The 26,999-nt window shown below is 65.1% G+C and carries 29 protein-coding genes and 2 pseudogenes; 14 read left to right on the top strand and 17 right to left on the bottom strand.

The window, feature by feature from the left end; translation table 11 throughout:
* Positions 1-16: 16 nt before the first annotated feature.
* Positions 17-1,126, top strand: coding sequence for a VanZ family protein (locus tag IE097_RS08030; protein ID WP_189459760.1), 1,110 nt, complete (start codon positions 17-19; stop codon positions 1,124-1,126).
* A 43-nt stretch (positions 1,127-1,169) separates the two neighbouring features.
* Here the strand turns inward: IE097_RS08030 and IE097_RS08025 are convergent, their stop codons facing one another.
* The gene (locus IE097_RS08025) at positions 1,170-1,766 is read right to left on the bottom strand and encodes a 6-pyruvoyl trahydropterin synthase family protein (protein WP_189459759.1); all 597 of its coding nucleotides are present in this window, start codon (positions 1,764-1,766) and stop codon (positions 1,170-1,172) included.
* A 56-nt stretch (positions 1,767-1,822) separates the two neighbouring features.
* On the opposite strand from IE097_RS08025, the gene IE097_RS08020 reads away from it, so the two are divergent.
* Positions 1,823-2,041, top strand: coding sequence for a hypothetical protein (locus IE097_RS08020; protein WP_189459758.1), 219 nt, complete (start codon positions 1,823-1,825; stop codon positions 2,039-2,041).
* Positions 2,042-2,437: 396 nt separating this feature from the next.
* Positions 2,438-2,902: pseudogene (locus IE097_RS19670) on the top strand (carbohydrate-binding protein); the annotation flags it as partial.
* Positions 2,903-3,262: 360 nt separating this feature from the next.
* On the opposite strand, the pseudogene IE097_RS19665 reads toward IE097_RS19670, so the two are convergent.
* Positions 3,263-3,616: pseudogene (locus IE097_RS19665) on the bottom strand (hypothetical protein); the annotation flags it as partial.
* 42 nt (positions 3,617-3,658) lie between these two features.
* Between IE097_RS19665 and IE097_RS19660 the strand changes: the two are divergent.
* The gene (locus IE097_RS19660) at positions 3,659-5,656 is read left to right on the top strand and encodes a chitinase C-terminal domain-containing protein (RefSeq protein ID WP_229797518.1); all 1,998 of its coding nucleotides are present in this window, start codon (positions 3,659-3,661) and stop codon (positions 5,654-5,656) included.
* Between the two features lie 176 nt (positions 5,657-5,832).
* On the top strand, positions 5,833-5,988 hold the full coding sequence (locus IE097_RS08010) for a hypothetical protein (RefSeq protein WP_189459757.1): 156 nt from the start codon (positions 5,833-5,835) through the stop codon (positions 5,986-5,988).
* 132 nt (positions 5,989-6,120) lie between these two features.
* Here IE097_RS08010 and IE097_RS08005 read toward each other — a convergent pair whose 3' ends face one another.
* Genes IE097_RS08005 through IE097_RS07985 form a run of 5 tightly spaced genes read right to left on the bottom strand, consistent with a single transcriptional unit; the run spans position 6,121 to position 10,058 of the window.
* A complete protein-coding gene (locus tag IE097_RS08005) occupies positions 6,121-6,798 on the bottom strand; it encodes a DUF502 domain-containing protein (RefSeq protein ID WP_189459756.1) in 678 nt (225 codons plus the stop codon).
* A 27-nt stretch (positions 6,799-6,825) separates the two neighbouring features.
* The gene (gene ubiB / locus IE097_RS08000) at positions 6,826-8,340 is read right to left on the bottom strand and encodes a ubiquinone biosynthesis regulatory protein kinase UbiB (RefSeq protein WP_189459755.1); all 1,515 of its coding nucleotides are present in this window, start codon (positions 8,338-8,340) and stop codon (positions 6,826-6,828) included.
* Entirely contained in the window at positions 8,340-8,903 is a 564-nt protein-coding gene (locus tag IE097_RS07995) for a ubiquinone biosynthesis accessory factor UbiJ (protein WP_189459754.1), read from the bottom strand. The genes ubiB and IE097_RS07995 overlap by 1 nt, the downstream gene beginning before the upstream one ends.
* Positions 8,903-9,640 carry a bifunctional demethylmenaquinone methyltransferase/2-methoxy-6-polyprenyl-1,4-benzoquinol methylase UbiE gene (gene ubiE / locus IE097_RS07990; RefSeq protein ID WP_189459752.1) on the bottom strand — a complete coding sequence of 246 codons (738 nt, stop codon included), beginning with the start codon at positions 9,638-9,640 and terminating at the stop codon, positions 8,903-8,905. Before ubiE ends, IE097_RS07995 begins: the two co-directional genes overlap by 1 nt.
* Before the next feature lie 22 nt (positions 9,641-9,662).
* Positions 9,663-10,058 (bottom strand): gamma-butyrobetaine hydroxylase family protein, encoded by a 396-nt coding sequence (locus tag IE097_RS07985; RefSeq protein ID WP_189459751.1) that lies wholly within the window; start codon positions 10,056-10,058, stop codon positions 9,663-9,665.
* 166 nt (positions 10,059-10,224) lie between these two features.
* Between IE097_RS07985 and phoB the strand changes: the two genes are divergently transcribed.
* The 4 genes from phoB to IE097_RS07965 all read left to right on the top strand — a co-directional run bounded on the left by phoB (position 10,225) and on the right by IE097_RS07965 (position 14,386).
* Entirely contained in the window at positions 10,225-10,914 is a 690-nt protein-coding gene (gene phoB / locus IE097_RS07980; RefSeq protein ID WP_189459748.1) for a phosphate regulon transcriptional regulator PhoB, read from the top strand.
* 94 nt (positions 10,915-11,008) lie between these two features.
* Positions 11,009-12,304 (top strand): phosphate regulon sensor histidine kinase PhoR, encoded by a 1,296-nt coding sequence (phoR, locus tag IE097_RS07975; RefSeq protein ID WP_229797493.1) that lies wholly within the window; start codon positions 11,009-11,011, stop codon positions 12,302-12,304.
* Between the two features lie 187 nt (positions 12,305-12,491).
* A complete protein-coding gene (tal, locus tag IE097_RS07970) occupies positions 12,492-13,571 on the top strand; it encodes a transaldolase (protein ID WP_189459746.1) in 1,080 nt (359 codons plus the stop codon).
* Positions 13,572-13,651: 80 nt separating this feature from the next.
* A complete protein-coding gene (locus IE097_RS07965; RefSeq protein ID WP_189459744.1) occupies positions 13,652-14,386 on the top strand; it encodes a class I SAM-dependent methyltransferase in 735 nt (244 codons plus the stop codon).
* A gap of 4 nt (positions 14,387-14,390) precedes the next feature.
* Here the strand turns inward: IE097_RS07965 and ntrC are convergent, their stop codons facing one another.
* The 10 genes from ntrC to glnA form a co-directional block, all read right to left on the bottom strand.
* Entirely contained in the window at positions 14,391-15,791 is a 1,401-nt protein-coding gene (gene ntrC / locus IE097_RS07960) for a nitrogen regulation protein NR(I) (RefSeq protein ID WP_189459742.1), read from the bottom strand.
* Positions 15,788-16,867 carry a nitrogen regulation protein NR(II) gene (gene glnL / locus IE097_RS07955; RefSeq protein ID WP_189459740.1) on the bottom strand — a complete coding sequence of 360 codons (1,080 nt, stop codon included), beginning with the start codon at positions 16,865-16,867 and terminating at the stop codon, positions 15,788-15,790. Before glnL ends, ntrC begins: the two co-directional genes overlap by 4 nt.
* 217 nt (positions 16,868-17,084) lie before the next feature.
* A complete protein-coding gene (locus IE097_RS07950; protein WP_189459738.1) occupies positions 17,085-17,579 on the bottom strand; it encodes a DUF4124 domain-containing protein in 495 nt (164 codons plus the stop codon).
* 32 nt (positions 17,580-17,611) lie between these two features.
* Positions 17,612-17,902 carry an Rdx family protein gene (locus IE097_RS07945; RefSeq protein WP_189459736.1) on the bottom strand — a complete coding sequence of 97 codons (291 nt, stop codon included), beginning with the start codon at positions 17,900-17,902 and terminating at the stop codon, positions 17,612-17,614.
* A gap of 15 nt (positions 17,903-17,917) precedes the next feature.
* On the bottom strand, positions 17,918-18,541 hold the full coding sequence (locus IE097_RS07940; RefSeq protein ID WP_189459734.1) for an HAD-IA family hydrolase: 624 nt from the start codon (positions 18,539-18,541) through the stop codon (positions 17,918-17,920).
* Positions 18,542-18,574: 33 nt separating this feature from the next.
* Positions 18,575-20,053, bottom strand: coding sequence for a GGDEF domain-containing protein (locus tag IE097_RS07935; RefSeq protein ID WP_189459732.1), 1,479 nt, complete (start codon positions 20,051-20,053; stop codon positions 18,575-18,577).
* 112 nt (positions 20,054-20,165) lie between these two features.
* A complete protein-coding gene (locus IE097_RS07930; protein ID WP_189459730.1) occupies positions 20,166-20,642 on the bottom strand; it encodes an SgcJ/EcaC family oxidoreductase in 477 nt (158 codons plus the stop codon).
* Positions 20,643-20,775: 133 nt separating this feature from the next.
* Positions 20,776-21,120 carry a hypothetical protein gene (locus IE097_RS07925; protein ID WP_189459728.1) on the bottom strand — a complete coding sequence of 115 codons (345 nt, stop codon included), beginning with the start codon at positions 21,118-21,120 and terminating at the stop codon, positions 20,776-20,778.
* Positions 21,117-21,428 carry an EthD family reductase gene (locus tag IE097_RS07920; RefSeq protein WP_189459726.1) on the bottom strand — a complete coding sequence of 104 codons (312 nt, stop codon included), beginning with the start codon at positions 21,426-21,428 and terminating at the stop codon, positions 21,117-21,119. Before IE097_RS07920 ends, IE097_RS07925 begins: the two co-directional genes overlap by 4 nt.
* 138 nt (positions 21,429-21,566) lie before the next feature.
* Entirely contained in the window at positions 21,567-22,976 is a 1,410-nt protein-coding gene (gene glnA / locus IE097_RS07915; protein ID WP_189459722.1) for a glutamate--ammonia ligase, read from the bottom strand.
* Between the two features lie 304 nt (positions 22,977-23,280).
* On the opposite strand from glnA, the gene IE097_RS07910 reads away from it, so the two are divergent.
* The 5 genes from IE097_RS07910 to IE097_RS07890 all read left to right on the top strand — a co-directional run bounded on the left by IE097_RS07910 (position 23,281) and on the right by IE097_RS07890 (position 26,999).
* Positions 23,281-23,733, top strand: coding sequence for a rhodanese-like domain-containing protein (locus IE097_RS07910; RefSeq protein ID WP_189459720.1), 453 nt, complete (start codon positions 23,281-23,283; stop codon positions 23,731-23,733).
* 62 nt (positions 23,734-23,795) lie between these two features.
* On the top strand, positions 23,796-24,704 hold the full coding sequence (gene aroE, locus IE097_RS07905; RefSeq protein ID WP_189459718.1) for a shikimate dehydrogenase: 909 nt from the start codon (positions 23,796-23,798) through the stop codon (positions 24,702-24,704).
* The gene (mtgA, locus tag IE097_RS07900) at positions 24,701-25,420 is read left to right on the top strand and encodes a monofunctional biosynthetic peptidoglycan transglycosylase (protein WP_373295739.1); all 720 of its coding nucleotides are present in this window, start codon (positions 24,701-24,703) and stop codon (positions 25,418-25,420) included. Before aroE ends, mtgA begins: the two co-directional genes overlap by 4 nt.
* Positions 25,421-25,535: 115 nt before the next feature.
* Positions 25,536-26,351, top strand: a complete 816-nt coding sequence (locus IE097_RS07895; RefSeq protein WP_229797492.1) for a Stp1/IreP family PP2C-type Ser/Thr phosphatase — start codon at positions 25,536-25,538, stop codon at positions 26,349-26,351.
* A 39-nt stretch (positions 26,352-26,390) separates the two neighbouring features.
* On the top strand, positions 26,391-26,999 hold the full coding sequence (locus IE097_RS07890; RefSeq protein WP_189459716.1) for an FHA domain-containing protein: 609 nt from the start codon (positions 26,391-26,393) through the stop codon (positions 26,997-26,999).

Genomic DNA, 26,999 nt, shown 5'->3' with positions numbered 1-26,999 from the left:
CGCCCCGTTGCACGCCATGCGCTTTCCGCCGATCAGCTACCTCGCGAACCACGTTTCGCAGTCGCGCGTCTCGCAGTACTTCTTCTACTGCTACCTGCTCGTCATCCTGACGATCAGCTTCTACCCGTTCACCGGCTGGCGCTACACCGGCGAACCGGTCTTCGCGTTCTACACCTACCCGCTGCCGTACTACTTCACGCTGTTCGACAACCTCGTCAACGTGCTCGCCTACGTGCCGCTCGGCGTCGCCGTCGGGCTGATGGCGCGCCGGCGCTGGTATGCATGGCCGCTGGCCACGCTGGTCGGCACGCTGCTGTCGGGTTCGGTCGAATTCGTCCAGCAGTTCCTGCCCGACCGGGTCGCGTCCAATCTCGACATGCTCAGCAACGGATTCGGCGCCTGCATCGGCGGCCTGCTGTCGCTGGTCATCGCCAACCGCCGCTGGCAGCGCGCATGGCAGGTCTTCCGCCACAGCCACCTGGCCGACAGCACGCTGGCCGAATGGGGACTGGTCTGGCTCGGCCTGTGGTTCGTCACCCAGTTCGATCCGTCGGTGCCGTTCCTCGGTGTCGTGGTCGCGCCGCGCGGCATCCCGCAACCGTTCGATTCGCCGCTCGCCGATCCGGCGCTGTTCCTGTCGCTGCTCGAGGCCGGCGGCATGATGCTGCACCTGGTCGGCGTCGCACTGTTCGTCTCGGTGCTGGTCAAGCACGTGCGCGAAGTACCGGCCGCGATCCGGCTGACGCTGCTTGCGGGGCTGGTCGTCAAACTCACTTTCGCCGGCATGCTGCTGCAGCCGGCGCAGTTCTTTGCCTGGATCAACCGCAACATCCTGATCGGCGGTGCCGTCGGCGTGCTGCTGCTGTGGGGGCTGTGGCAGCTGCGCCGCCGCTTGCGTGCGCTGGTCGGCGCGCTGGCGCTGGCGGCCGCGGTTGCGGTCGGCTGGATCTGGCCATTGAGCCCGCAGCTGTCGGCCACGTTGCCGCTGTTCCGCTGGCACTATGGCCATCTGATGCATTTCAACGGTCTGGCGTCGGTGATCGGGGATGTCTGGCCCTATGGCGCGGTGCTGATCCTGCTGTGCGCTGCGCTGACGCAGCCCGACTCGGGCGAGCGCTGGTCATGAAAAAGCCGCGGCATGCCGCGGCTTTTTCAATGCGTATCGGGTTTCAAGGCCTGACCTGCAACTCGACCGCCGGATTGGCGAACAGTTCGCCGGCCAGCAGCCTGGCGTACATCGACGGGTCGCGCCACTCGGCCTGTACCTGCTCGGAAAAGACGATGTCCGCCAGCGCGATCGGGCCCATGCGCGGGTTGTACGCGTCGTCGCGGAACGCCTGTGCATAGCCGGTCTCGGTTTCATGGGCGATCACCGAATGCAGCAGGACGTCGCCTTCGCCGTTGGCCATCGTTGTCTGCTTCAGCAGTGCGTCGATGACGACGAAGAACAGCCGGGCGAACTGTTCGGCCGAGGGCGACACCGGCATCGAAATCCATCGGGCCGAGAAGGTCTTGCACAGCGCGACGTAGTCGGGATCGTCCTTGTCCCAGAAGCAGATCGCGTGATCGAACGCATCGATCACGTCCTTGATCGTGCCTTTCATCAGACCGAAATCGTAAACCATCTGGCCGTGATCAAGCGCGTGCGCTTCGAGCAGCACCTCGACCTTGTAGCTGTGGCCATGGATCGACCGGCGGCAACGGTCGGACGAGCAGTTGCGCACGATGTGCGCGTTTTCGAACTTGAACAGCTTGCGAATCAGCATCTTGATTAACCGAGTAACTAACTCGGGTTTTATCAGATGCGCCGGCGAGCGGCAAGGTGAATGCCGGCATGCCAAACGGAAGGAACGTTTCGACGACGCCGGTCAATACCACTTTGGTCGCCGAAATCGCCGATCGCCGCATCGCGGACGGTGCGAAGCATATTTCTATGTCTGTTTTTATTCGTAAGAAACAAGAAATGTTTGTTGCCGGACGATGTAGCGCCGGCGCGAAAAACGGCATGCAGTTGATCGGGGACGAACGGCGGCTGCGGTGACCATCACGGCCGGACTACCTGTGGTTGTCGAAAAAACTACATGATTATTTCCTGATGTTTTTCCGCAAATCCAGAGTGGATGATGGGAAATGTATTCTCAAACAATGGGATGCACTCGTTCCGGATTGAGGTCGAAGATGGGCGCCGATTGGAATGTGTAGTCGGCGCAATGTGTTTTTTGTCGTGATTACATGCCGTTCGGCCAGCCGCCGGGCGGTGCCTTGACAGTGTTGGCGGCTTCCAGAGTAATCAAGCTTCGCCATGCATGGGCTCGCGCACATAGCGGGTCTGGCAATGCCTTCCTTGGGTTTTCTTACTCATAAATGACGGCAGTGGCGTTCATGGCTAATACCACTTGTTAGCCTGAACAAAACCAATAACGAGGAGACGCGTTCCATGTCCCGTTTCAACCGTTTCACCCTGGCTGCCATCCCGGCCGCGCTGATCGCAGTGCACGCCTATGCGGCGTACCCGGCCTGGCAGGAAGGTAATACCTACACTGCTGGCACTTATGTGTCGTACCTCGGTAACGACTATCAGGCGCTGGTGACCCATACCGCCTATGTCGGTACCAACTGGAACCCGGCTGCCAGCCCGACGCTGTGGAAGCTGATCGGCGCCAGCACCGGCACGCCGACCCCGGCACCTACCCCGGCACCTACCCCGGCACCTACCCCGGCACCTACCCCGGCACCTACCCCGGCACCTACCCCGGCACCTACCCCGGCCGGCAGCTGCACCGCCGCCGCCTGGAACGCCAGCACCGCCTACAACGGCGGCGCGACCGTGAGCTACAACGGCCGCAACTACTCGGCCAAGTGGTGGACGCAAGGCAACGTACCGTCGAGCAGCACTGGCGAAGGCCAGCCTTGGACCGACCTCGGCGCCTGCACCACCGGCACGCCGACCCCGGCTCCGACCCCGGCTCCGACCCCGGCTCCGACCCCGGCTCCGACCCCGGCTCCGACCCCGGCTCCGACCCCGGCTCCGACCCCGGCTCCGACCCCGGCTCCGACCCCGGCTCCGACCCCGGCTCCGACCCCGGCTCCGACCCCGGCTCCGACCCCGGCTCCGACCCCGGCTCCGACCCCGGCTCCGACCCCGGCTCCGACCCCGGCTCCGACCCCGGCTCCGACCCCGGCTCCGACCCCGGCTCCGACCCCGGCACCGACCCCGGCACCGACCCCGGCACCGACCCCGGCACCGACCCCGGCACCGACCCCGGCACCGACCCCGGCACCGACCCCGGCACCGACCCCGGCACCGACCCCGGCACCGACCCCGGCACCGACCCCGGCACCGACCCCGGCACCGACCCCGGCACCGACCCCGGCACCGACCCCGGCACCGACCCCGGCACCGACCCCGGCACCGACCCCGGCACCGACCCCGGCACCGACCCCGGCACCGACCCCGGCACCGACCCCGGCACCGACCCCGGCACCGACCCCGGCACCGACCCCGGCACCGACCCCGGCACCGACCCCGGCACCGACCCCGGCACCGACCCCGGCACCGACCCCGGCACCGACCCCGGCACCGACGCCTGCTCCGACCCCGACGCCGAGCGGCCAGGAAGCCTGCCGTCCGGACGGACTGGTCAGCAGCGTTGCCAACGTGCCGTACTGCACCGTGTACGACACCAACGGCCGCGAAATCCTGCCGAATGGCCTGAAGCGCCGCATCATCGGTTACTTCACCAACTGGCGTACCGGCAAGAACGGCCTGCCGAGCTACCTGGCTTCGGACATTCCGTGGAACGACATCACCCACGTCAACTACGCGTTCGCACACATCGACAGCAGCAACAAGGTGTCGGTCAATGCCGACGTTGCCGGCAACGAGTCGACCCAGATGGTCTGGGACGGTTCGGACGGCAAGCCGGCCGTGCCGGGCGTGACGATGGATTCGAGCCTGCCGTACAAGGGCCACTTCAACCAGCTGAACAAGTTCAAGAAGCAGCACCCTGGCGTGAAGACCCTCGTGTCGATCGGCGGCTGGGCTGAAACCGGCGGCTACTTCGGTGCCGACGGCAACCGTGTCGCTTCGGGTGGCTTCTACACCATGACGACCAACGCCGACGGTTCGATCAACCAGGCCGGCATCAACGTATTCGCCGACTCGGTCGTTGCCTTCCTGCGCCAGTACGGCTTCGACGGTGCGGATCTCGACTACGAATACCCGACCACGATGGACAAGGCCGGCAACCCGCTCGACTGGAGCGTGTCGAGCCCGCGTCTGAAGGGTCTGCAAGCCTCGTACCGTGCGCTGCTGGAAACCCTGCGCACCAAGCTCGACCAGGCTTCGGTTGCAGACGGCAAGTACTACATGATGACGATCGCTTCGCCGTCGTCGGCCTACCTGCTGCGCGGCATGGAATCGTTCCAGGGCGTCAAGTACCTCGACTACGTCAACATGATGACGTATGACCTGCACGGTGCTTGGAACGAATTCGTCGGTCCGAACGCTGCACTGTTCGACGACGGCAAGGATGCCGAACTCGCCAAGTGGTCGGTCTACAGCTCGGCACAGTATGGCGGCATCGGCTACCTGAACACCGACTGGGCTTACCACTACTTCCGTGGCGCACTGCCGGGCGGTCGCATCAACGCCGGTCTGCCGTACTACACCCGTGGCCACAAGGACGTGACCGGTGGTACCAACGGCCTGTGGGGCACGTCGCCGACGTCGAGCAACTGCGGTCCGGGCCTGACCACGTGCGGTCTGGGTGCGATCGGCATCGACAACATCTGGCACGATCTGGACCAGAACGGCAAGGAAATGGGCGCCGGTTCGAACCCGATGTGGCACGCCAAGAACCTCGAGAAGGGCATCGCGGGTGACTACCTGCCGCTGTTCAACCTCGGCGCGGCTGATCTGGTTGGCAGCTACACCCGCTACTACGACGCGACCCTGGTGGCGCCGTGGCTGTGGAACGCCAGCAAGAAGGTGTTCATCTCGACCGAGGACGAGCAATCGATCCAGAAGAAGGCCGAGTGGATCATCAACAACGGCGTTGGTGGTGCGATGTTCTGGGAAATGGCCGGCGACTACGATTGGGACGCCAACAAGACCAACCTGAACGGCACCAAGGGCCAGTACGTACCGGGCTCGACCCTGACCAAGCTGCTCGCGACCAACTTCCGCAACGCGTCGCCGTATGGCAACAAGCGTGCGAAGACCGCGATGCCGGCGCAGCAGATCGATCTGAAGTTCGACCTGACCAACTTCAAGCTGGGTGACCAGAACTACCCGATCAACCCGTACCTGCGCATTACCAACAACACCGGCGCAACCCTGCCGGGCGGTACCGTGATCGAGTTCGACTACCCGGTCGCTGCACCGAACAACATGAGCGATCAGTCCGGTACCGGTCTGAAGGTCGTGTCGTCGGAGCACACCGGCAGCAACGTTGGCGGCTTCAAGGGTGACTTCCACCACGTCAAGTTCTCGACCCCGAGCTGGCAGACGCTGGCCCCGGGCGCGACCATCGACATCACCCTGAACTACTACCTGCCGATCACCGGCCCGTCGAACTACGTCGTCACGGTTGGCGGCAAGACCTTCGCGGTGAAGCAGGAATACCCGACCCTGCCGGCTGGCTCGGTCCAATAAGCATCCTGTTGTAGACCTTGAACGGGCAGGCCTTCGGGCTTGCCCGTTTTTTTATGTCCGCATGGTCCAGGTCATGAACGGTTATTTGATTTCAGACGGTACAATTAACAGTTTTACAGAATATGCTGCATGGCAGCATAAAATGCAGGTGTATGTCATGCCACAAGGAAACCAAGATGGACACGAAACCGAATGCACTGTTTGACATTGCCACCCTGCGCGGCGCGCTCGAAGCGCGCGGCCCGGCCCTGATTCAGCAATACGATGGCCACGAGCGGCTGTGCGCCTGCCTGCAGGCCGGCGGTGAAACACCGGAAGGCAATGTGGCCTGAACCGGCCGGGCGCGTTTTTTCCGTCGGCATCACGGTCGGTGCGTCGTGAAAACGCAAGGCCGGGCCGGGATCCGACGGCCGGCGGGTCGTTCAATGTGACAGTCGACGAGCGGCTGGGCGCCTGAGGCGTGCTCAGCCGAGGCGGGCGGTTCCGCCGAGGACCGCCTTGCCGCTGCGCAGCATCGGTGGCGGGGTGATGCCCATCGAGACGTAGACACTGGTGAGCTTGTCGACGCCGATACTGGCCGGACGGATCCAGTCGGCCGGGACGTACAGCAGGCCCCCGCCGATCGGCACCGGCGCCGTCGGTACCAGCACCGCGTGATAGAGCCGGCCATCGAGGTCGACCGGCTCCGGATTCGGCATCAGCGCCAGTACCGCGACGCCGTCACCGCCAAAGAAGCACCAGACCGGGCTCATGGCCCCGATGTCGGCCTCCTGTTTCTGGTCGAGCAGGGCGACAAAGCGGTCGGCCAGATTGTAGAGGCTGCCGAACAGCGGAATCCGCCTGAGCGTGAGGTCGACCAGCTTGGCCAGCGGTTTCTTCAAGCCGGACTGCACGGCAAGGCCGAGCGGATAGATTGCAGCGATCAGCAGCAGCGTGCCGAGCAGGTAGGCGAGGATGGGGTTGTCGACCAGCGGCTGCCCCAGCGCGGCGAACAGCTTGCCGACCACGCTGCCCGGACCGATGAAGCGGTTCAGCAGACTGACGACCCAGCCGATCAGCGCCAGCGTCAGCGCCAGCGGCAGCAGGGCCAGCAGGCCGGCAAACCAGGTGGTCAGGATGGACTTGAAACTGCGTTTGATCATGGAAGACCGCGGGTCGGATGAATCGGATCAGTGCAGCCAGAGCGTGAGCAGCAGGCCGCCGAGCAAGGCTGCAATCGTACCCAGCAGCCAGTTGCGCTTTTTCTGTTCCCACATCAGCCCCTGATAGCCGGTCACTATCAGTTCGACGTGGTTGGCGCTGGCGAGCTCGTTCAGCTTGCGCGGCAGCGTCGGCAGCATCGCCGCCCACTGCGGCGCCTCGTGCTTCAGGTTGCGTACCAGCGCGCGCCAGCCGATCTGCTCGTTCATCCAGCGCTCGAGGAAGGGCTTGGCGGTGTCCCACAGGTCGAGGTCGGGGTCGAGCTGGCGGCCGAGTCCCTCGATGTTGAGCAGCGTCTTCTGCAGCAGCACCAGTTGCGGCTGGATCTCGACGTTGAAGCGCCGGCTGGTTTCGAACAGGCGCAGCAGGACCTGGCCGAACGAAATCTGCGAAATCGGCTTGTCGAAAATCGGCTCGCACACGGTCCGTACCGCGGCTTCGAGTTCCTCGACCCGCGTTTCCTTCGGTACCCAGCCCGATTCGATGTGGGCGCTGGCGACACGGCGGTAATCGCGGTTGAAAAAGGCGAGGAAGTTGATCGCCAGATACTGTTTGTCGACGTCGGACAGGTTGCCGACGATGCCGAAATCGAGCGCGATGTAGCGGTTGTCGGCGGCGACGAAGATGTTGCCCGGGTGCATGTCGGCGTGGAAAAAACCGTCGCGGAACACTTGGGTGAAGAAGATCTCGACGCCGTAGCGGCCGAGTTTCTTCAGGTCGATGCCGTTCGCGCGCAAGGTGTCGATCTGGCTGATCGGCGTGCCGTCCATCCATTCGAGCGTCAGTACGTCGCGGCAGGTCCAGTCGTAGAACACCTCGGGCACGATCAGCTGGGTCGAACCGGTGAAGTTGCGCCGCAGCTGGCTGGCATTGCCGGCCTCGATCATCAGGTCGAGCTCGTCGTGCAGGTACTTGTCGAATTCGGCGACGACTTCGCGCGGACGCAGCCGCTTGCCGTCGGCGAACAGCCGCTCGACCAGCCCGGCCATCACCCGCATCAGTGCCAGATCGGACTCGATCACCGGCAGGATGTCGGGCCGCAGCACCTTGACCGCCACCGCGCGGCCGTTGGGCAGCGTGGCCCGGTGGACCTGGGCAATCGACGCACTGGCGACCGGCGTGCGGTCGAATTCGGCGTAAAGGGCCGTCAGCGGCTGGCCGAGGCCGGCCTCGATCACCGCAACGGCGGTGTCGCCGGAGAACGGCGGCACCCGGTCCTGCAGCAGCGCGAGTTCGTCGGCGAGGTCGGTCGGCAGCAGGTCGCGGCGCGTCGAGAGCACCTGACCGAACTTGACGAAGATCGGCCCGAGGTCCTCGAGCGCCAGTCGCAGCCGTTCACCGCGGGGCTGGTCGAGCTTGCGCCAGAAGCAGATGCCGTTGATCAGCTTGCGCAGACCGTGGACGCGCTCGTGGCCGAGCAGGAATTCGTCGAGTCCGTACTGAAGGACGACCCGGGCGATCTTGAACAGACGGAGCAGGCGCATTATTTCCCGGCGAGTTTCTGGTCGAGCAGGGCGAGGCGTTTTTCCAGCCGAGCGAGGTCGTCGCGCAGTGTGTCGACCGCGGTGAAGTGGCGCTGGGCTTCGAGCCTGTGCGCCAGCAGCGGGGCCTCGTCGCGCCAGTATTCGATCAGATGCGCTGCCATGCGTGCGCCGATGGCGCCGGGCACGCCACCAACCTTGCCGGCCAGCCAGACCAGCCGTTGTGCGGCGACGTCGCCGACGAAGGACGACAGCGAGTCGGCCAGCTCCCAGCGCACCTGCCCGAGCGCGCGGCCGATGCCGGCGGCGAGCTGTGCATCACCGTCGAGCTGCAGCTGGCGTTGCGCGCCGGTACGGTCGAACGGCAGCGTGGCGAAAAAGCGCAGGCCCAAGGTCAGCGTCGCTTCGGGCGCCGCGTCGCTGGCGACGAAACGGCCGGCTTCGATCTGCAGCGTGGCCGAGATGGCCGGAAACACCAGCCTGACGATCCGGCCGTCGAAACGCGCGAGTTCGGCGCGGGCCGCAGCGTCGCGATCGAACAGGCGGTTGAGCAGGCCGGACAGCATCAGAACTTGTAGCCCTTGTGCAGCGCGACGATGCCGGCGCTCATGTTGTGGTACTCGACCCGGCCGAAGCCGACGTCCTGCATCAGCGTCTTCAGGGTTTCCTGGTCCGGATGCATGCGGATCGACTCGGCCAGATACCGGTAGGAGTCGGCGTCGTTGGTGATCAGCTTGCCCATCAGCGGCAGCAGCTTGAACGAATACAGGTCGTACACCGGCGTGACCGGCGCCCAGACCTTGGAGAATTCGAGCACCAGCAGCCGGCCGCCCGGCTTGAGCACGCGGTGCATCTCGGCCAGTGCCTTGTCCTTGTGCGTCATGTTCCGCAGGCCGAAAGCGACCGAAACGATGTCGAAATAGTTGTCCGGGAAGGGCAGTTTTTCGGCGTCGCACTGGGCGGCCGGCACGGCGAAGCCGGCATCGAGCAGCCGGTCGCGGCCGACACCGAGCATCGAGCTGTTGATGTCGGTGAGCCAGACCTGCCCCGTCTTGCCGACCTTCTTCGCGAAGGCCTTGCTGAGGTCGCCGGTGCCGCCGGCGATGTCGAGCACCTTGTTGCCGGGGCGCGCGCCGCTGGTCTCGATCGTGAAGAACTTCCAGGCGCGGTGCAGGCCGGCGCTCATCAGGTCGTTCATCACGTCGTACTTCTGTGCCACCGAATGAAAGACCTCGGCGACCTTCTGGGCCTTGTCCGATTCGTTGACGGTCTTGTAGCCGAAATGCGTTTGCTGTTCAGTCATTCAATCACCCGGTATTCAGTATTCAATCTTGCGGATCACCGCTGGCGCTCGCCGGGTCACGGCTGGCACCGCCGGCCGCGAGCTGGTCGAGATAGTCCTGCCACAAGCGGGCCCGGTCGCGGCCGAGTTCGAACAGCCAGTCCCACGAGTACAGGCCGGTGTCGTGGCCGTCGTCGAACACCAGCTTGACCGCGTAGTTGCCGACCGGCTCGATCGCGACGATGTTGACGTTGCGCTTGCCGACTTGGAGCACCGGCTTGCCGTGGCCGCGCACTTCGGCCGAGGGGCTGTAGACGCGCAGGTATTCGCACGGCAGCGAAAACGACGAGCCGTCGTCGAAGGCGATGTCGAGCAGGCGGGTCCCCTGATGCAGGGTCAGGGCTGTCGGTTGCGGCGTGTGGGCTTGGAGTCCGGCCATGGGGCAAGGGCCTTTGGGAACAGGCCGTCATGATACCGCGAGCCGGTGACGGGCGTCGCGCCCGAAGCGCCTTGCACAATGCGTCAGCACTTGCGAACTTGTAATATTAAATTCACATGAAGGCATTACGCTCGCCACAAACCACGAAATGCCACGGGAATTAATCATGCCTGCGAATATCCTGCTCGTCGAAGACGAACCCGCCATCCAGGAGCTGATTGCCTTCAATCTGACCCAGGCCGGCCACCACGTGATGCGTGCCGATTCGGTCGAGGGGGCGATGGGCATCGTGCGCAATGCGCTGCCCGACCTGATCCTGCTCGACTGGATGCTGCCGGGCATGTCGGGCATCGATTTCGCCCGGAAGCTGCGCGCCGAAGAGCGTACCAAGACGATCCCGCTGATCATGCTGACCGCACGCTCGGACGAACAGGACAAGATCGTCGGGCTGGAAACCGGCGCCGACGACTACATCACCAAGCCGTTCAGCCCGCGCGAGCTGCAGGCGCGGATCAAGGCGGTGCTGCGCCGCCGTTCGCCGCAGGTGACCGACGACGTCGTCGAGGTGCAGGGACTGCGGCTCGACCCGACCACGCACCGCGTGACCGGCCATGGCCAGCCGCTTGATCTCGGCCCGACCGAATTCCGTCTGCTGCATTTCTTCATGACCCACGCCGAACGCGTGCATTCGCGAGCGCAGCTGCTCGATCAGGTCTGGGGCGATCACGTGTTCGTCGAGGAGCGTACCGTCGACGTGCACATCCGCCGGCTGCGTTCGGCACTCGAGTCGTCGGGCTTCGATGCACTGATCCAGACGGTGCGCGGTACCGGCTACCGCTTCTCGGCGCAACAATAGATTTAACATTGCCGTAACGATTTGGCATCGCCGCTGCCACGCAGCGATGCCACAATCCCCCCCATCCCCCTGCGAGACGCGCTTGGCGCTGAACATGATGCTCTGGCTGCGTTCCCTGATTTACTACCTGTCGGTGGCGCTGATCGCGCTGTTCATCGGTGCCGTTGCCGGCACCGAGTGGGGACTGGTTTTCGCCCTCGTCGTCGTGGCGTGCTCGGCGCTGTTCCACCTCTACAATCTCGGCCGGCTGTACCGCTGGATGCAGGACCCGCACGTCGATCGCGTACCGGCGAGCTTCCTGCTGTGGCAGGACCTGTTCGACAAGCTCTACGATCAGGTGCGGCTGCAGAAGAAGCAGCAGGAGCGGCTGGCCGCGACGCTCGAACGCTTCACCAGCGCCGGCGAGGCCCTGCCCGACGGCGTGCTGATCCTCGACGAGCATGACAGGATCGAATGGTGCAATCAGGCGGCAACCCAGCATCTGGGCATCGATCGCGTCGCCGACGTCTGGCAGGTGATCACCAACATCATCCGTCAGCCCGGCCTGCGCGATTACCTGCGCAGCCAGGACTTTGCCCATCCGCTGATGCTGCGGCTGACCCGGCCGGTCGACCAGGTGCTGACGGTGCAGATGGTGCCGTTCGACTCGACCCGCAAGCTGCTGCTGTCGCGCGACATCACCCAGCTCGACCGCATCCAGACCGTCCACCGGGATTTCATCGCCAACGTTTCGCACGAACTGCGCACGCCGCTGACCGTGGTCGGCGGCTTCATCGAGACCATGCTCGACATGCCCGATGTCGACGCGGCGACGCGCAACAAGCATCTCGAACTGATGTACGACCAGACGCAGCGGATGCAGCGCCTGGTCGACGACCTGCTGACGCTCTCGCGGCTCGAGAACGGAATGCAGATGAAGGAGGAAGAGGTCGACGTGCCGCAGCTGATGCGATTGCTGGCGGTCGAGGCCGAAGGGCTGTCGCAGGGCCGGCATACTGTGGCGATCGGCTCCATCGTGCCGGCGCGGCTGATCGGCAACCACGACGAGCTGCACTCGGCCTTCGGCAACCTCGTCTCGAACGCGATCCGCTATACGCCGAACGGCGGCACGATCACGCTGCACTGGCGCATCGAAAGCGGCCAGCCGGTGTTTGCGGTCCAGGATACCGGCATCGGCATCGCGCCCGAGCATGTGCCGCGGCTGACCGAGCGTTTTTACCGTGTCGACCGCGGCCGGTCGCGTGCGACCGGCGGCACCGGCCTCGGGCTGGCCATCGTCAAGCACATCCTGCAGCGCCACCAGGCGCAGATGGCGATCCAGTCCAGGCTCGGCCAGGGCAGCGAATTTGCCGTGCGCTTCCCGATGCAGCGCCTGCTTGCCGAGGTCTGAACGGATCGGGTCTGTTGCCTAGATCGGCTGCGGTGGTTTTCTGGCACAATCAATGACACCCGCAATCCGGGCACTTTGCCCCAGCGCAATGTCTAATCCCATGCCGCTGTCAGATAATGCCTGCTGACGCTACCCCCGGCAGACGCCGGCGCTGGCGGCCCTTCCTTCATCGTATGAGGTTCACGTCATGAGCAAACTCGCTGCCATCAAGCCCTTCGGTCAACGCATCTGGCTGGACAACCTGTCCCGCGGCCTGCTGAAGTCCGGCGCCCTGCAGAAACTGATCGACGACGACGGCATCGCTGGCGTGACTTCGAATCCGGCGATCTTCTACAAGTCGATCTCGTCGGACCCGCTCTACACCGGCGACCTGGCCGAGCTGAAGAAGCAGGACCTGACCGCCGAACAGCGCTACGAAGCGCTGGTGGTGCCGGACATCCAGGCCACGTGCGACCTGACCCGCCCGCTGTACGACAACTCCAAGGGCCTCGACGGCTACGTCAGCCTCGAAGTGTCGCCGCATCTGGCCAACGATGCGCTCGGCACCATCGCGGCCGCCAAGCGCCTGTGGGCCGCAATCAATCGTCCGAACGCCATGATCAAGGTCCCGGCCACCCACGCCGGCGTGCTGGCGTTCGAACAGCTGATCGCTGCCGGCATCAACGTCAACATCACGCTGATGTTCAGCCTCAAGCAGACCGACGACGTGCTGACCGCCTACATCCGCGGCCTTGAAGCCCGTGCGGCCGCCGGCCTGCCGGTCGACCACGTCCAGGCCGTTGCCTCGGTGTTCCTGTCGCGCGTCGACGTGCTGCTCGACAAGCAGCTCGAAACCATCGGCAGCCCGGAAGCGCTGGCACTGCGCGGCAAGAGCGCGATCGCCTTCGTCAAGGTCGCCTACCAGCACTACAAGCAGCTGTTCCACGGCACCCGTTTCGAACAGCTCAAGGCCCTCGGTGCTCACCCGCAACGCCTGCTGTGGGCGTCGACCGGTACCAAGAACCCGGCCTACTCGGACGTGCTGTATGTCGAAGAGCTGATCGGCGCCGAAACCGTCAACACCGTGCCGGATGCAACGCTCGATGCCTTCCGCGACCACGGCGTGGCCGCCGACCGTCTCGACACCAAGATCGATGACGCGGTGCAGACGCTGGCCGCGCTGCGCAAGCTCGGCATCGACTTCAACCTCGTTGGCGAGCAACTGCAGAACGAAGGCCTGAAGCTGTTCGATGAAGCCTTCGACAAGCTGCTCGTTCTGACCGCCTGACCTCCTCGGGAACCATCGTGCAAAGCCAGCCTTCGGGCTGGCTTTTTACTTTCCGAACCTCTTTCGAACGGAGTCGCACCATGGTGCAGAACATCTACGACGATCCGGGCTTTTTCGCCGGTTACAGCCAGTTGCGCCGCTCGCGGGAGGGGCTGGACGGTGCGCCGGAGTGGCCCGCGCTGCAGGCGCTGCTGCCCGACTTGCGGGGATGCCGGGTCGTCGATCTGGGCTGCGGCTTCGGTTGGTTCTGCCGCTGGGCGAGCGAGCACGGTGCGGCCGCAGTGCTCGGCGTCGACGTGTCCGAAAACATGCTGGCCCGGGCGACCGGCATGACCGGCGCGGCGATGGCGATCCGCTACCGGCGCAGTGCACTCGAAACGCTGGCACTGGACGACGCGGGCATCGATCTCGTCTACAGCTCGCTCGCGCTTCACTACGTCGACGACGTCGCGGCGCTGCTCGCCAAGCTGCAGCGTGCCCTCGTCCCGGGCGGCCGGCTGGTGTTCTCGGTCGAGCACCCGGTCTACATGGCGGCGGCGAATCCGGGCTGGATCGCCGACGCCGCCGGCAGGAAAACCTGGCCAGTTGACGGCTATTCGGTCGAAGGGCCGAGGACGACGAACTGGCTGGCCGACGGCGTGATCAAGTACCACCGCACCATCGGCAGCTGGTTTGCCTTGCTGCGGCAGCAGGGTTTCGCGATCACCGAACTGGTCGAATGGGCGCCGACCGAGGCGCAGATTGCCGCCCATCCGGCGCTGGCCGAAGAGCGCGAACGGCCGATGCTGTTGCTCATCGGTGCCGAACGCCGCTGAGCGGCTAGAGCGCGTCCTCCATTCCCAGTTCCTGGATCTTGCGTGTCAGCGTGTTGCGGCCCCAGCCGAGCAGCTCGGCGGCCTCGATGCGTTTGCCGCCGGTGTGCGTCAGTGCCTGCACGATGACGGTGCGCTCGAAGGCCGGCACGATGTCGTCGAGCACACGTGCATCGCCACGCGACAGCCGCAAGGCGATTTCCTGCGCCAGCAGCCGGCGCCAGTCGCCGCCGACCGCCGCTTCGGTGTCGGCATCGCCGTCGAACAGTTCGGGCGGCAGGTCGTTGACGGTGACGACGGCGCCCGGTGCCATCACGGTGATCCAGTGGCAGAGGTTCTCGAGCTGGCGCACGTTGCCGGGGAAGGCAAAGCTCCCGAGCCGGGCCATCGCGTCGTCGGCAAGGCGCTTGGCCTCGACGCCGAGCTCGGAGGCCGAACGGCCGAGGAAATAGCGTGCCAGCAGCGGGATGTCCTCGCGCCGTTCGCGCAGTGGCGGCAGCCGCAAGCGGATCACGTTGAGCCGGTGGTAGAGGTCCTCGCGGAAACCGCCTTCCTTGACCCGGGTTTCGAGGTTCTGGTGCGTCGCGGCGATGACGCGGACGTTGGCCTTGATCGGCGAATGGCCGCCGACGCGGTAGAAGAAGCCGTCCGACAGCACGCGCAGCAGCCGCGTCTGCAGGTCGAACGGCATGTCGCCGATTTCGTCGAGGAAGAGCGTGCCACCCTCGGCCTGCTCGAAGCGGCCGGTCCGGCGCGCGTCGGCGCCGGTGAATGCACCACGCTCATGGCCGAACAGCTCGGATTCGAGCAGGTCCTTCGGAATCGCTGCCGAGTTGATCGCGATGAACGGTTTGGCTGCGCGCGGACTGTGCCGGTGCAGCGCCCGGGCAACGAGCTCCTTGCCCGACCCCGATTCGCCGGTGATCAGCACCGTGGCGGCCGACTGGCTCAGCCGGCCGATCGCGCGGAACACGTCCTGCATCGCCGGCGCCTGGCCGAGGATGTCCGGTGCGCTCACCGGTGCGGCATCGTCGCCGAGCTGGCGCTCGCCTTCCTGCATCGCGCGGCGGATCAGCGCGATCGCCGCATCGATGTCGAACGGTTTGGGCAGGTACTCGAAGGCGCCGCCCTGGAAGGCCGACACCGCGCTCTCGAGGTCCGAGTGCGCGGTCATGATGATGACCGGCAGGCCGGGATGCGCGGCCTTGACGCGCTCGAGGAAGGTCAGCCCCGACTCGCCGGGCATGCGGATGTCGCTGACGATGGCTGCTGGCGTCGAGCGCGACAACGCGTCGATGGCTTCGGTCGCCGAGCTGAACGTCGCATGGTCGATGCCGTCGCGCGTCAGTGCCTTTTCGAAGACCCAGCGGATCGAGCGGTCGTCGTCGATGATCCAGACTGTGCTCACGGTGTGCTTCCTTGTAGGGTTCGGGCCGACTGCCAGCCGTTCAGCGGCAGCAGCAGCGTAAAGCAGGTTTCACCGGGGCGGCTGTCGAACTCGATGCTGCCGTGGTGCTGGTTCACGAAGGTGTGCGCCAGATGCAGGCCGATGCCGGTGCCGCCGGGGCGTCCGGAGACCAGCGGGTAGAACAGCGTGTCCTTCAGCGCGTCGGGAATGCCCGGGCCGTTGTCCTCGATCTGCACCTGGATCGCCAGCGGAAAGCGCTTGCGGTTCAGCGTGACCTGCCGCGCGACGCGGGTGCGCAGCACGATTTCGCCGACACCGGCCATCGCCTGCACGGCATTGCGGACGATGTTCAGCAGCGCCTGGATCAGCTGTTCGCGATCGCCGATCAGGTTGGGCAGGCTGGTGTCGTAGTCGCGCCGTACGGCAAGGCCGTTCGGCGTCTCGGCCAGCACGACGCTGCGCACGCGCTCGAGCACTTCGTGGATCGACAGCTCGGACAACTGCGGCAGACGATGCGGAGTGAGCAGGCGGTCGAGCAGGCTTTGCAGCCGCTGCGACTCCTCGATGATGACCTGGGTGTATTCCTTCAGGTGCGGATTCGGCAGCTCGGTCGACAGCAGTTGCGCCGCGCCGCGGATGCCGCCGAGCGGATTCTTGATTTCGTGCGCAAGGTTGCGGATCAGCTCGCGGTTGGCCTGCTGCTGCGCCTGCAGGCGTTCCTCGTTGGCAATGCGCCGCTGCTGGTCGATCTGGCGGATTTCGACCAGGGCCAGCGTCTCGCCGTCCTGCTCGATCGGCGCGGCGTTCAGCGTCACGTAGACATCGCCGCCGTGCGCCACCGGCAGCAGCAGCTCGTACTCGGTGATGCTGACGTTCTTGGCCAATGCGGTTCCGACGGCGGCAACGACGGCACTGGCCGGCGACAGGCAGGCGGTCAGCGGCAGGCCGAGCTGTTCGGGGCGCAGCGCGAACAGATCGTCGGCAGCCGGATTGAAGTAGACGAGCGTGCCGTCGCTCGAGACGGCGAGTACTGCCGCTTCAAGGTAATCGAGGCCGCAAAAATGGGGGTCGTGCATGCTGGACACCGTGGCATGGATGACATGCCTTCGTTAAGCAATTACCGGGCCAGCTTGAGCGGGCGCGGAATGCGCGAAGCGCGGGCCATCGCGATCGGGATGATGCACCATCTTAGTGCGTTTGCCGTGCGGCCGGGCCGGAATGTGGCACCGGTGGCGGCACCCGGGCCGGTCAGGGGCTTCGATGCGGAGAAGGGGGGGGGGCGGTGCCGAGGGGTCAGCGCACGCGATTGAGTTCGCTGGTCAGCGCTTCGACATTCTTTTCGTGCGTGACTACAGCATCGCGCAGCCGGCCGAGACGCTCGACATAGCGCTGCGGGTTGGCTTTTTCTTCGGCGCTGCGGTTGCCTTCGGCGTCGGCGAGCGCCTGGCGGGCCGACGCGAGCGCGCTCCTTTCGCTGCCGAGCTCGTCCTGCAGGATCTGTTTGCGGTTGCTGTCGCGACTTTTCTGCGTAGCGGCGTCGACCTTGGGGAAGTCGGCCGGTGACGGTGTGTTGACGCGCGGCGTGCTGCTCTTGGTCCGCGGCTTGCTGCCCGTCGTCGTCGTCGGCCCCGGAATCACCGAAATCGAATCGACGTAAATGCGTTGCGCGCCCTTCATCGGCGTATTGGTGAAGGTGACGTGGCCGTTCTCGTCGACGTACTTGTAGATGTCGGCGCGGGCGAACAGCGGAACGAGCAGGGCAGCGAGCAGCAGGTAATGCGGTTTCATGGGTGAAAAGCTAACACAGCCTCGCCGGTACGTCAGTTTGCCGGCCGGTCACTGTGGCCCAGCGGTTTGTCTGGTGCGATGACGTCGCGTACGCGCTGCTTGAGGACCTTGGCCTCGGGAAAGCCCCCTTCCTGCTTGCGGTCCCAGACCAGGGTGCCGTCGACGTGCACCTGGAAGATGCCGCCGCTGCCCGGTTGCAGCGCGACCTCGCCGAGCTCGTCGACAAAGGTCGTCAGCAGTTCCTGCGCCAGCCAGGCGGCGCGCAGCAGCCACTGGCACTGGGTGCAGTAGAGGATGGTGATGCGGGGTTTGCGATCGTTCAAGGCAGGAAGTCCGGATCAGAACGCGAGGCCGAGCGCGCGGAGTCGTTGTGCGCTGCTGGCTGCGCCGAGGTGGTGGATGCCGTGCCAGCCGAGCGCGCTGGCGGCATCGGCGTTTGACCGGTTGTCGTCGATGAATGCGAGTTCATGTGCGGCGATGCCCGGCAGGTCTCGGTCGATGCGCGCGTGCATCTCGAAGTAGATCGCCGGGTCGGGCTTGATCAGCTTCAGCCGGCCCGACACGACGATGTCGCGGAAACGGTGCAGGAGCGGATAGTGCTGCCAGGCATAGGGGAAGGTTTCGGCGGACCAGTTGGTCAGCCCGTACAGCGGAACACCGGCGGCTTCGAGCGCGTCCATCAGCGCGACACCGTCGGCCAGCGTACCGGCCAGCGTTTCCGGCCAGCGTTCGGAGAACGCGCGGATATGGTCGGCGTACTCGGGGTGCTCGGCGATCAGCGCCGCATTCGCTTCACTGAACGGCCGGCCGCCGTCCTGCTGCAGGTTCCATGCCGGGCTGCAGACGTGTTCGAGGAACCAGCGGCGCTCGTCCGCGTCGGGAATCAGTTTGCGGTACAGATAGTCGGGGTTCCAGTCGAACAGGACCCCTCCGAAATCGAAGACGACGGCACGCAGTGACATGGCGGACGCAAGCTCGGGAACGGGAATTCCATTCTACCCGTCGCCGTTGTCGCAGACGACGCAATCGCGGCCACCGCGCTTGGCGCGGTACAGCGCATCGTCGGCGCGGCGGATCAGCAGCTCGAGGCTGTGGTCGTCGTCGCGCAGCGAGGCCATGCCGATGCTCACGGTGATGCGCACGATCTGGCCGTTGTCGAGCGCGATGCGGATCGCCGCGATCGCCTCCCGCAGTTTCTCGGCGACGCGGCGCGACTCGTCTTCGCTGGTGGCCGGCAACAGCACCACGAACTCCTCGCCGCCCCAGCGCCCGAAACTGTCGCTGGCGCGCAGTGTTGCCGTGCATGCGTCGCAGGCGGCGCGCAGCGCGAGGTCGCCGGCGTGATGGCCGTGCTGGTCGTTGATGTGCTTGAAATGGTCGAGGTCGAGCACCAGCACGCTGAGCGGCGCCGGATAGCGCTGTGCCTGCAGCAACTGCTCGGTGGCACGGCGCAACCATTCGCGCCGGTTGCGCGCGCCGGTGAGTTCGTCGATGGTCGCCAGTTCGGCCAGCTTGGCGTTGCTGGCGGCAAGCGCTTCGGTGCGGGCGATGACTTCGGCTTCGAGCCGCATCCTGTGGCGCAACAGCAGTGCCTGCGCCAGCGCGAGGTAATGCAGCATGAAGCCGGCCGAGAAAAGGAAGACCTGCAGGTTCAGGTAGGACAGCGTCGGGGTGGCGCCGACGAAAAAGCCGTGGCCGTGCGCAGTGCCGACGACGCTGGTCAGCGCCAGCAGCAGCATGGCCAGGCTGGTGCCGGGCAGACCGTGCTGGATGGCCAGCACCAGCAGCAGCGGCAGTACCAGCATCAGCGTGTGGCGGTAGACGAGAAAGGCGCTGGCAAGCACCGCAACGAAAGCGAAAATCCACCACCAGGGCAGCGAGACCAGCCGCGGCCAGCGGCCACGGTCGCGCCAGCCGGCATAACAGGGGCCGAGCAGGAACAGCCCGCTGGCATGGCCGAGTACCAGCATCAGCAGGTACCAGCCGGTTTCCATGAATGAACGCTCGCTACCGATGCCGGCCAGGTTCAGCAGCAGGACCTGCAGGGGCTGGGTGAGCAGCGGAGGCAGCATGGCCACATACAGCCAGAAGTAGAACAGCTCGCGCGGCTCGCGCAGCAGTGGGTGATGGAAGCGCGTTTCGCCGCTGCGCCAGCCCAGCCTTGCCAGGTGCGCCTCGGCGACGTTGAGCAGGCTCAGCGCGGCGGCCAGCAGCAACGCGAGCGGCCAGTCGAGCATCATTGCGAGCTGCGGCAGCTGGACGACGAGGCTGCCGAGCCAGACGCTGGCGTAACCGCGCCGGCCACCCAGCAGCAGGCAGGCCAGCCCGGCACCTGCGGCAAACTCGAGCAGCGGCAGCGACCCCGCCGCCACCCTGGTGAGCAAGACGCTGCCGTAGCCGCACAGCACATAGAATGCCGCGAGCGTGAGCGCGAGCCGGTTTGGCGTACCGGCAAGGGGGCGTAGCAGTCGCATGGTCGATGCCAGGCAATTGATTCACCTAGCATATTCCTGACTACCGGCCGGGCTCCGCCGCCCGTCGGCTGCAGGAAAAGAAAACCGCCAGACTGGCTGGCGGTGTCGGGGCTTACTTGGCGACCGGCTCGGGCATCGCCGACGAATGGTGATGGAGGATCTTCCACGTACCGCCGCGGTTTTCGTACACATAGGTGTAGCGTGCGGCGACCTGCTTGGACTGGCCGTCCTTGTCCTGCAGCGTGAATGTGTAGGTGCCCATGTCGACGGCGGTGTTGCAGTTGATCTTGATCGTGCGGGTGTCGATCTTGCCCTGCGGGTGCTTCTGCAGGAAGTCGACGAAATAGGCACGGATGCTGGCACGATCGGTGCGTGGCGTGTTCGAGACCGTCGGCAGCAGCACGGCGTCGGGCCAGTAGCGGTCAGCAACCTTGTCGGGGCTGTTCGTCGCCAGTGCGGCATTCCACTGGTCGAACAGGCTGGCGACTGCGGCATCACCGGTCTTGGCGCAATGCGGCGCCTTGGCAAGGGCGACGCCGGACAGCATCAGGCTGGCGGCGGCAAACAGGGTAAGGGGGAGCGATTTCATGGGTTGGGCGTCCTGAACGGGCGTTGATTCGGATCGGCGCAACAGCGCGCCCGCGTCAGTTCATCCTAATGGCATATGGTTCGGACCAAGACGGACAAGCGGTTGTTTTCGCCGTCGAACGGTGGAGCACCGCTCAGCGCCACCAGCGCGGAAACATGAAGATGACGATCAGACCGGTCAGGCTGAGGACCATGGCGCCACCTGCCGACATGGCCAGCCAGAGCATGCCGCGCCAGAACGCCGACTCGATCCGGCGCCAGTCGCCGCAGCGGGCGACGCGCCAGACATCGGCCATGTAGCCGCCGAGCGAGTCGGTCTCGAGCAGGCCCGATGTCGCCGCCGGGGCCAGTACGTCGTGATAATTCGACTCCAGATGGTCATAGACCAGCCGCGCCAGCAGCGTGAACAGCAGAAACCCGCCAAGGCCGCCGCACACCAGCATCGGCAGCAGGGTATCGAGGACGAAGGTCTTGATCACGCGAGTACCTCGGCAAACTGGATGTCGGGTGTCAGGTCGGTGTAGCGGGCGACATCCGCGAGGATTTCGGCGCCATGGGCGGACAGCCCGTCGGCCACGCGCGCAAGGTCGGTGAAATAGAGCTGGCCGACGGCCAGGAAGCGTGGGGCCGCGCCGTCGGGGCCGGGTACGCCGCGGACGACCTCGGCGCGCTGCAGCCCGAACGGCCCCAGCAGCCGCAGTACCATCGGCAGGTGCTGCTGGCGGTAGTAATCGAAATCGAAGCGCGCGCTGGCGCTGTACGGGTAATAGGCTGAGGCGAGAATCACCGGTGTCTCCTCGGGGCAAAAACCCACTTTAGACTGACTAGGTAGTTCACCTTATGGAAAGTTTGTGGTCGTGGTGGTTGATGCAACAAAAAAGCCCCGCATCGCTGCGGGGCTTTGGTACGACAGGAGTACCACTGGTTACAGCGAGTAGTACATGTCGAACTCAACCGGGTGCACGTTCATGCGGGTGCGGTTGACGTCCTGCATCTTCAGCTCGATGTACGAATCGATCCACTCGTCGGTGAACACGCCACCGCGGGTCAGGAACTCGCGATCCTTGTCCAGTGCGTCCAGGGCTTCGTCGAGCGAGGCGCAGACGGTCGGGATCAGCTTGTCTTCTTCCGGCGGCAGGTCGTACAGGTTCTTGTCGGCCGGATCGCCCGGGTGGATCTTGTTCTGGATGCCGTCCAGACCGGCCATCAGCAGCGCCGAGAAGCACAGGTACGGGTTGGCGAGCGGATCCGGGAAGCGCGCTTCGATCCGGCGGGCCTTGTCGCTGGCAACGTGCGGGATGCGGATCGAGGCCGAGCGGTTCTTGGCCGAGTAAGCCAGCTTCACCGGGGCTTCGAAGTGCGGCACCAGACGCTTGTACGAGTTGGTACCCGGGTTGGTGATCGCGTTCAGTGCCTTGGCGTGCTTGATGATGCCGCCGATGTAGTACAGCGCGGTTTCCGACAGGCCGGCGTAGCCGTTGCCCGCGAACAGGTTCTTGCCGTCCTTCCAGATCGACTGGTGAACGTGCATGCCCGAACCGTTGTCGCCAACGATCGGCTTCGGCATGAAGGTCGCGGTCTTGCCGTACTGGTTGGCCACGTTGTGGACCACGTACTTGAGGATCTGGGTCCAGTCGGCGCGCTGGGTCAGCGTGCTGAACTTGGTGCCGATTTCGTTCTGGCCGGCGTTCGCCACTTCGTGGTGGAACACTTCGACCGGCACGCCCAGTTCTTCGAGCACGAGCACCATCGAGGCACGGATGTCCTGGTGGCTATCGACCGGCGGAACCGGGAAGTAGCCGCCCTTGACGCGCGGACGGTGGCCAAGGTTGCCGCCTTCGAACTTCTCGCTGGTCGCCCAGGCGCCTTCTTCAGAGCCGATCTTGACGAAGCAGCCCGACATGTCCGTGTTCCAGCGGATGTTGTCGAAGATGAAGAATTCGGGTTCCGGACCGAAGTAGGCGGTGTCGCCGATGCCGGTGGTCTTCAGGTACGCTTCGGCGCGCTTGGCGAGCGAACGCGGGTCGCGGTCGTAGCCCTTGCCGGTGGCCGGCTCGATCACGTCGCAGGTGATGATGACGGTCGGTTCGTCGAAGAACGGGTCGATGTTGGCGGTCGACGCATCCGGCATCAGCAGCATGTCGGACGCTTGAATGCCCTTCCAGCCGGCGATCGACGAGCCGTCGAACGCGTGGCCGTGTTCGAACCACTCTTCGTCGACGACGTGCGCCGGCACGGTCACGTGCTGCTCTTTACCAATGGTGTCGGTGAAACGCAGGTCGACAAACTTGATGTCGTTGTCCTGGATCAGCTTGAGAACGTCGGCTACCGCCATCTTTACGCTCCTTAGGGTGCGAGAGAGTGTTGAAATTTTGAGGTGACCAATCGCGTTGCCGCGACCGGGATGGTGGTCTATTAAGCATGAACCGTGCCAGCCCGGCGGAAGTGTCGATCCATTGTGCCACAACCAGGTGCGCTAAGAGCAATCCCGTATTGCGGCACCCGAAATGACGTTTGGTGCGCCTTGTTTTGGTGCCTCTTTGTCATTGGCGCACCATGTTGGTGCCGTATTGCGTCATGGCCGTGAACGCACGAGAATCGTGCATCTGCAACGATGTCAACGGGCCGTGGAGTCCAACATGAGTGAAGCCGCCAAGATCCTCGAATCCGCCCGCCAGCGCGGTGCCGCGCAAGGCCTGCCCTATACCGGCGCGGTGACCCCTGCCGAAGCGCAGCAGCTGTTGAGTGCCTTGCCGAACGCGAAACTGGTCGACGTGCGGACGCATGCCGAATGGGCGTTCGTCGGCGTTGTACCCGGTGCCGAGCTGATCGAATGGAAGCGCTATCCCGGCATGATGCCGAATCCGGACTTCCTGACCCAGCTGAAGGCGGCCGTCGATCCCGAGTCGGTCGTGCTGTTCATGTGCCGCAGCGGTGCGCGCAGCCATGACGCGGCAGTCCTGGCGGCGGCCCATGGCTACGCGACGGCACTGAACGTGCTCGAAGGCTTCGAAGGCGACAAGGACGCCACCGAGCACCGCGGCCGCGTCAACGGCTGGAAAGTCGCCGGTCTGCCCTGGGTGCAGGGCTGACGCGCCAGGGTGGCGGTTTCGATCCGGCATCGATCCTTTCCGATTTAACTTTCCGGTTCAACATGCGTTACGTCGTCATCGGCAATCCGATTGCCCACAGCAAGTCCCCGCAGATCCATGCCGCCTTTGCCGCGCAATTCGGGTTGAGCGATTTCAGTTACGAGCGCCTGCTCGCGCCGCTGGACGGCTTTGCCGCGACAGCGCGTGCGCTGTTCGACGGTGGCGCGGGGGGCGCCAATGTCACGGTGCCGTTCAAGGAGGAGGCGTTTGCGTTCGCGGATGCGCTGAGCGAACGCGCCGCCGCGGCCGGTGCGGTCAATACGCTGATCCGCCACGCCGACGACCGCATCGAGGGCGACAACACCGACGGTGCCGGACTGGTGGCCGACCTGCTGCGCCATGGCGAACTGAGCGGCAAGCGCATTCTGTTGATCGGTGCCGGCGGTGCCGCGCGTGGCGCGCTGTTGCCGTTGCTGGTCGAGCGGCCGGCCATGCTGCTGATCGCCAACCGCACTGCAGCGCGGGCCGAAGCCTTGCTGGCCGACATCGTGCAGCCGTGGCTGCGTTCGACGGGCTTGCCGGTGACGGCGCAGCCGGCGCACGGTGCGGCAGCGTTCGATTTCCTGGTCGGCGGTGTGCCGGTCGAACTGAAGTCCGCCGTGCCCGCGAGCGCGGCATTGGGCCGGGACGGCGTCCAGTTCGACGTGATCATCAACGCGACGTCGGCCAGCCTCGGCGGTACCGGCATTCCCATGCATCCGGACGCATTCGCGCCCGATGCGCTTGCCTACGACATGATGTATGGCCGTGACGAAACGCCGTTCCTCAGACAGGCCCGTGAAGCCGGTGCGGCGCAGTGTGTCGACGGGCTGGGCATGCTCGTCGGTCAGGCGGCGGAAGCTTTTGCCCTGTGGACCGGGCACCGGCCCGATGTCGAGCCCGTGCTCGCGCAGCTGCGCGCTGCGTTGTGAGCCGCAACGGCGCCAGGCGGCGCATCTCGATCGGCGGCTGGATCGGCCGTATCCTGCTGCTGCTGCTGGGCCTGCTGCTGCTGTGGAACCTGTGGATCCTTGCGCACGTGCTGGCCTGGCGCTGGATCAATCCGTCGAATACCGCGTTCATGCGCGAAGGGCTGGCACGACTCGAAGCCAGCAATCCGGATGCCGAATTGCGGCAGCAGTGGGTCGATTACGCACAGATCTCGCCCAATCTGAAGCGGGCGCTGGTGGCGTCCGAAGATGCCAAATTCCTCGAACACGACGGTTTCGACTGGGAAGGCATCCAGACCGCATGGGAAAAGAACCTCAAGAAGGGCCGCATCGTTGCGGGCGGCTCGACCATCAGCCAGCAACTGGCCAAGAACCTGTTCCTGTCGTCAGGACGGACCCCCTGGCGCAAGGCGGAGGAAGCGGTGATCACGGTGATGCTCGAGGCCTTGCTCGACAAGCGGCGCATCTTCGAGATCTACCTCAACGTGATCGAGTGGGGGGACGGCATCTACGGGGCCGAGGCCGCCGCACGACACTATTACCGCACCGGTGCGTCGCGCCTCGGTACGGCGCAGTCGGCGAAACTGGCGGCCATGGTGACCAACCCGCGCTATTACGACGCACACCGCAGCGACCGCAGGCTGGCACGCAAGGCCGCGATCATTGCGCGACGGATTCCCTACGCCGACATCCCGTAAGCCAGCAGCCTGAACCCGGATTCCGGCTGGTCCATTACGTTTTTTTACCATCCTTCCCCGCCCGATCGCGCTGGCCGGTTTACGATGTAATCAGACGTAAACAAGGAATAAGAGCATGGCAAGGCTTTCGCAGGCGCTGGAGATGGTCGGTCAGACCGATCCGGGGCTGGTGCGCGCGCAGAACGAGGACGCGATCGCCTGGGATGCCGATGCGGGTTTCGTCGTGCTCGCCGACGGAATGGGCGGTTACAACGCCGGCGAAGTCGCCAGCGCCATGGCGGTCGACGTGCTGTCGCGTCGCCTGTCGCAGCCCTTGCCGTCGTCACCGCTGGCCCACAGCACACGGCTGTCGGTCAGTGCCTGGCTGACGCAATCGATCGACGAGGCCAACCGGGCGATCTACAACGGCGCGATCACGCAACCGCAATGCGCGGGCATGGGCACGACGCTGGTGTCGGCACTTTTTTATGACAATCGGGTATTGGTGGCGCATGTCGGCGATTCGCGCATGTACCGTTTACGCAACGCGGAGCTTACAAGGCTCACTCACGACCATTCCTTGCTGCAGGAACAAATCGACCTCGGTCTGGTCGATGAAACCGAGACGCGACAGGCGGCGCAACGCAACCTGCTGACGCGCGCCGTCGGGATCGATACCGAGGTGCATGCCGATCTGAGCGAGTTCGACGCCGAGCCCGGCGACGTCTATCTGCTGTGTTCGGACGGTCTCACCGACATGGTCGGTGATGTGCAGATTGCTGACATCATTCTGACTTTGAAGGACAATGCGCCGCTGGCCGCAATGCAATTGGTTCAGGCCGCCAATCATCACGGCGGACATGACAATATATCGGTCATTCTGGTCGCGGTTCGCCGCGCCTACCCGGCCGATGCCGGTTTCTGGTCCAGGCTGACGGCCTGGTTGAGTTGATCCCGTGCGCCCCGTGCGCCACACCACCTGTTAAACGCCATGGCGAAATTGCTGCTGTGTCTCGACGGTAACGTCATCAAGGAATACCGCATCCACCGCGACGTGTTCGCGATCGGGCGTCGACCGCAGAACGATCTGCAGATCGAGAATCTTGCGGTATCGGGTGAACATGCGCGCGTCGTCCGCGACGGCGACGAGCATGTGGTTGAGGACCTTGGCAGTACCAACGGTACGACGGTCAACGGTACTCCGGCGACGCGGACCGTGCTGCGCAACGGCGACGAAATCGGGGTCGGCCGCTACAAGCTGCGCTACTGGTGCGAACCGCAGGCCCCCGAAGGCTATGCCGAAACGATGGTGCTGCGCGAACCGGCTTCGACCGCGCGGCTTGGCGTGATCAAGGTGCTGACCGGTGGCAACAGCGGGCGGGAAATCGTGCTGAGCAAGACGGTGACGTCGCTCGGCAAGCCCGGTGTCCAGGTGGCAACGGTGGCGCGACGCCCGCTCGGCTACTACCTGACGCACGTCGAGGGTGCGACGCGACCCCAGGTCAACGGCAAGACGATTGGCGACGAGCCGCAATTGCTGGCCGAGGAGGACCTGATCGAACTGGTCGGAGTGCGGCTGGCATTCTTCTTCCGGGGCTGA

It is taken from the genome of Jeongeupia chitinilytica (genome assembly GCF_014652315.1).
Lineage (GTDB): Bacteria > Pseudomonadota > Gammaproteobacteria > Burkholderiales > Chitinibacteraceae > Jeongeupia > Jeongeupia chitinilytica.
Note: the sequence above shows the minus strand (reverse complement) of the source record. Positions and strands in the feature narration are given on the sequence as shown.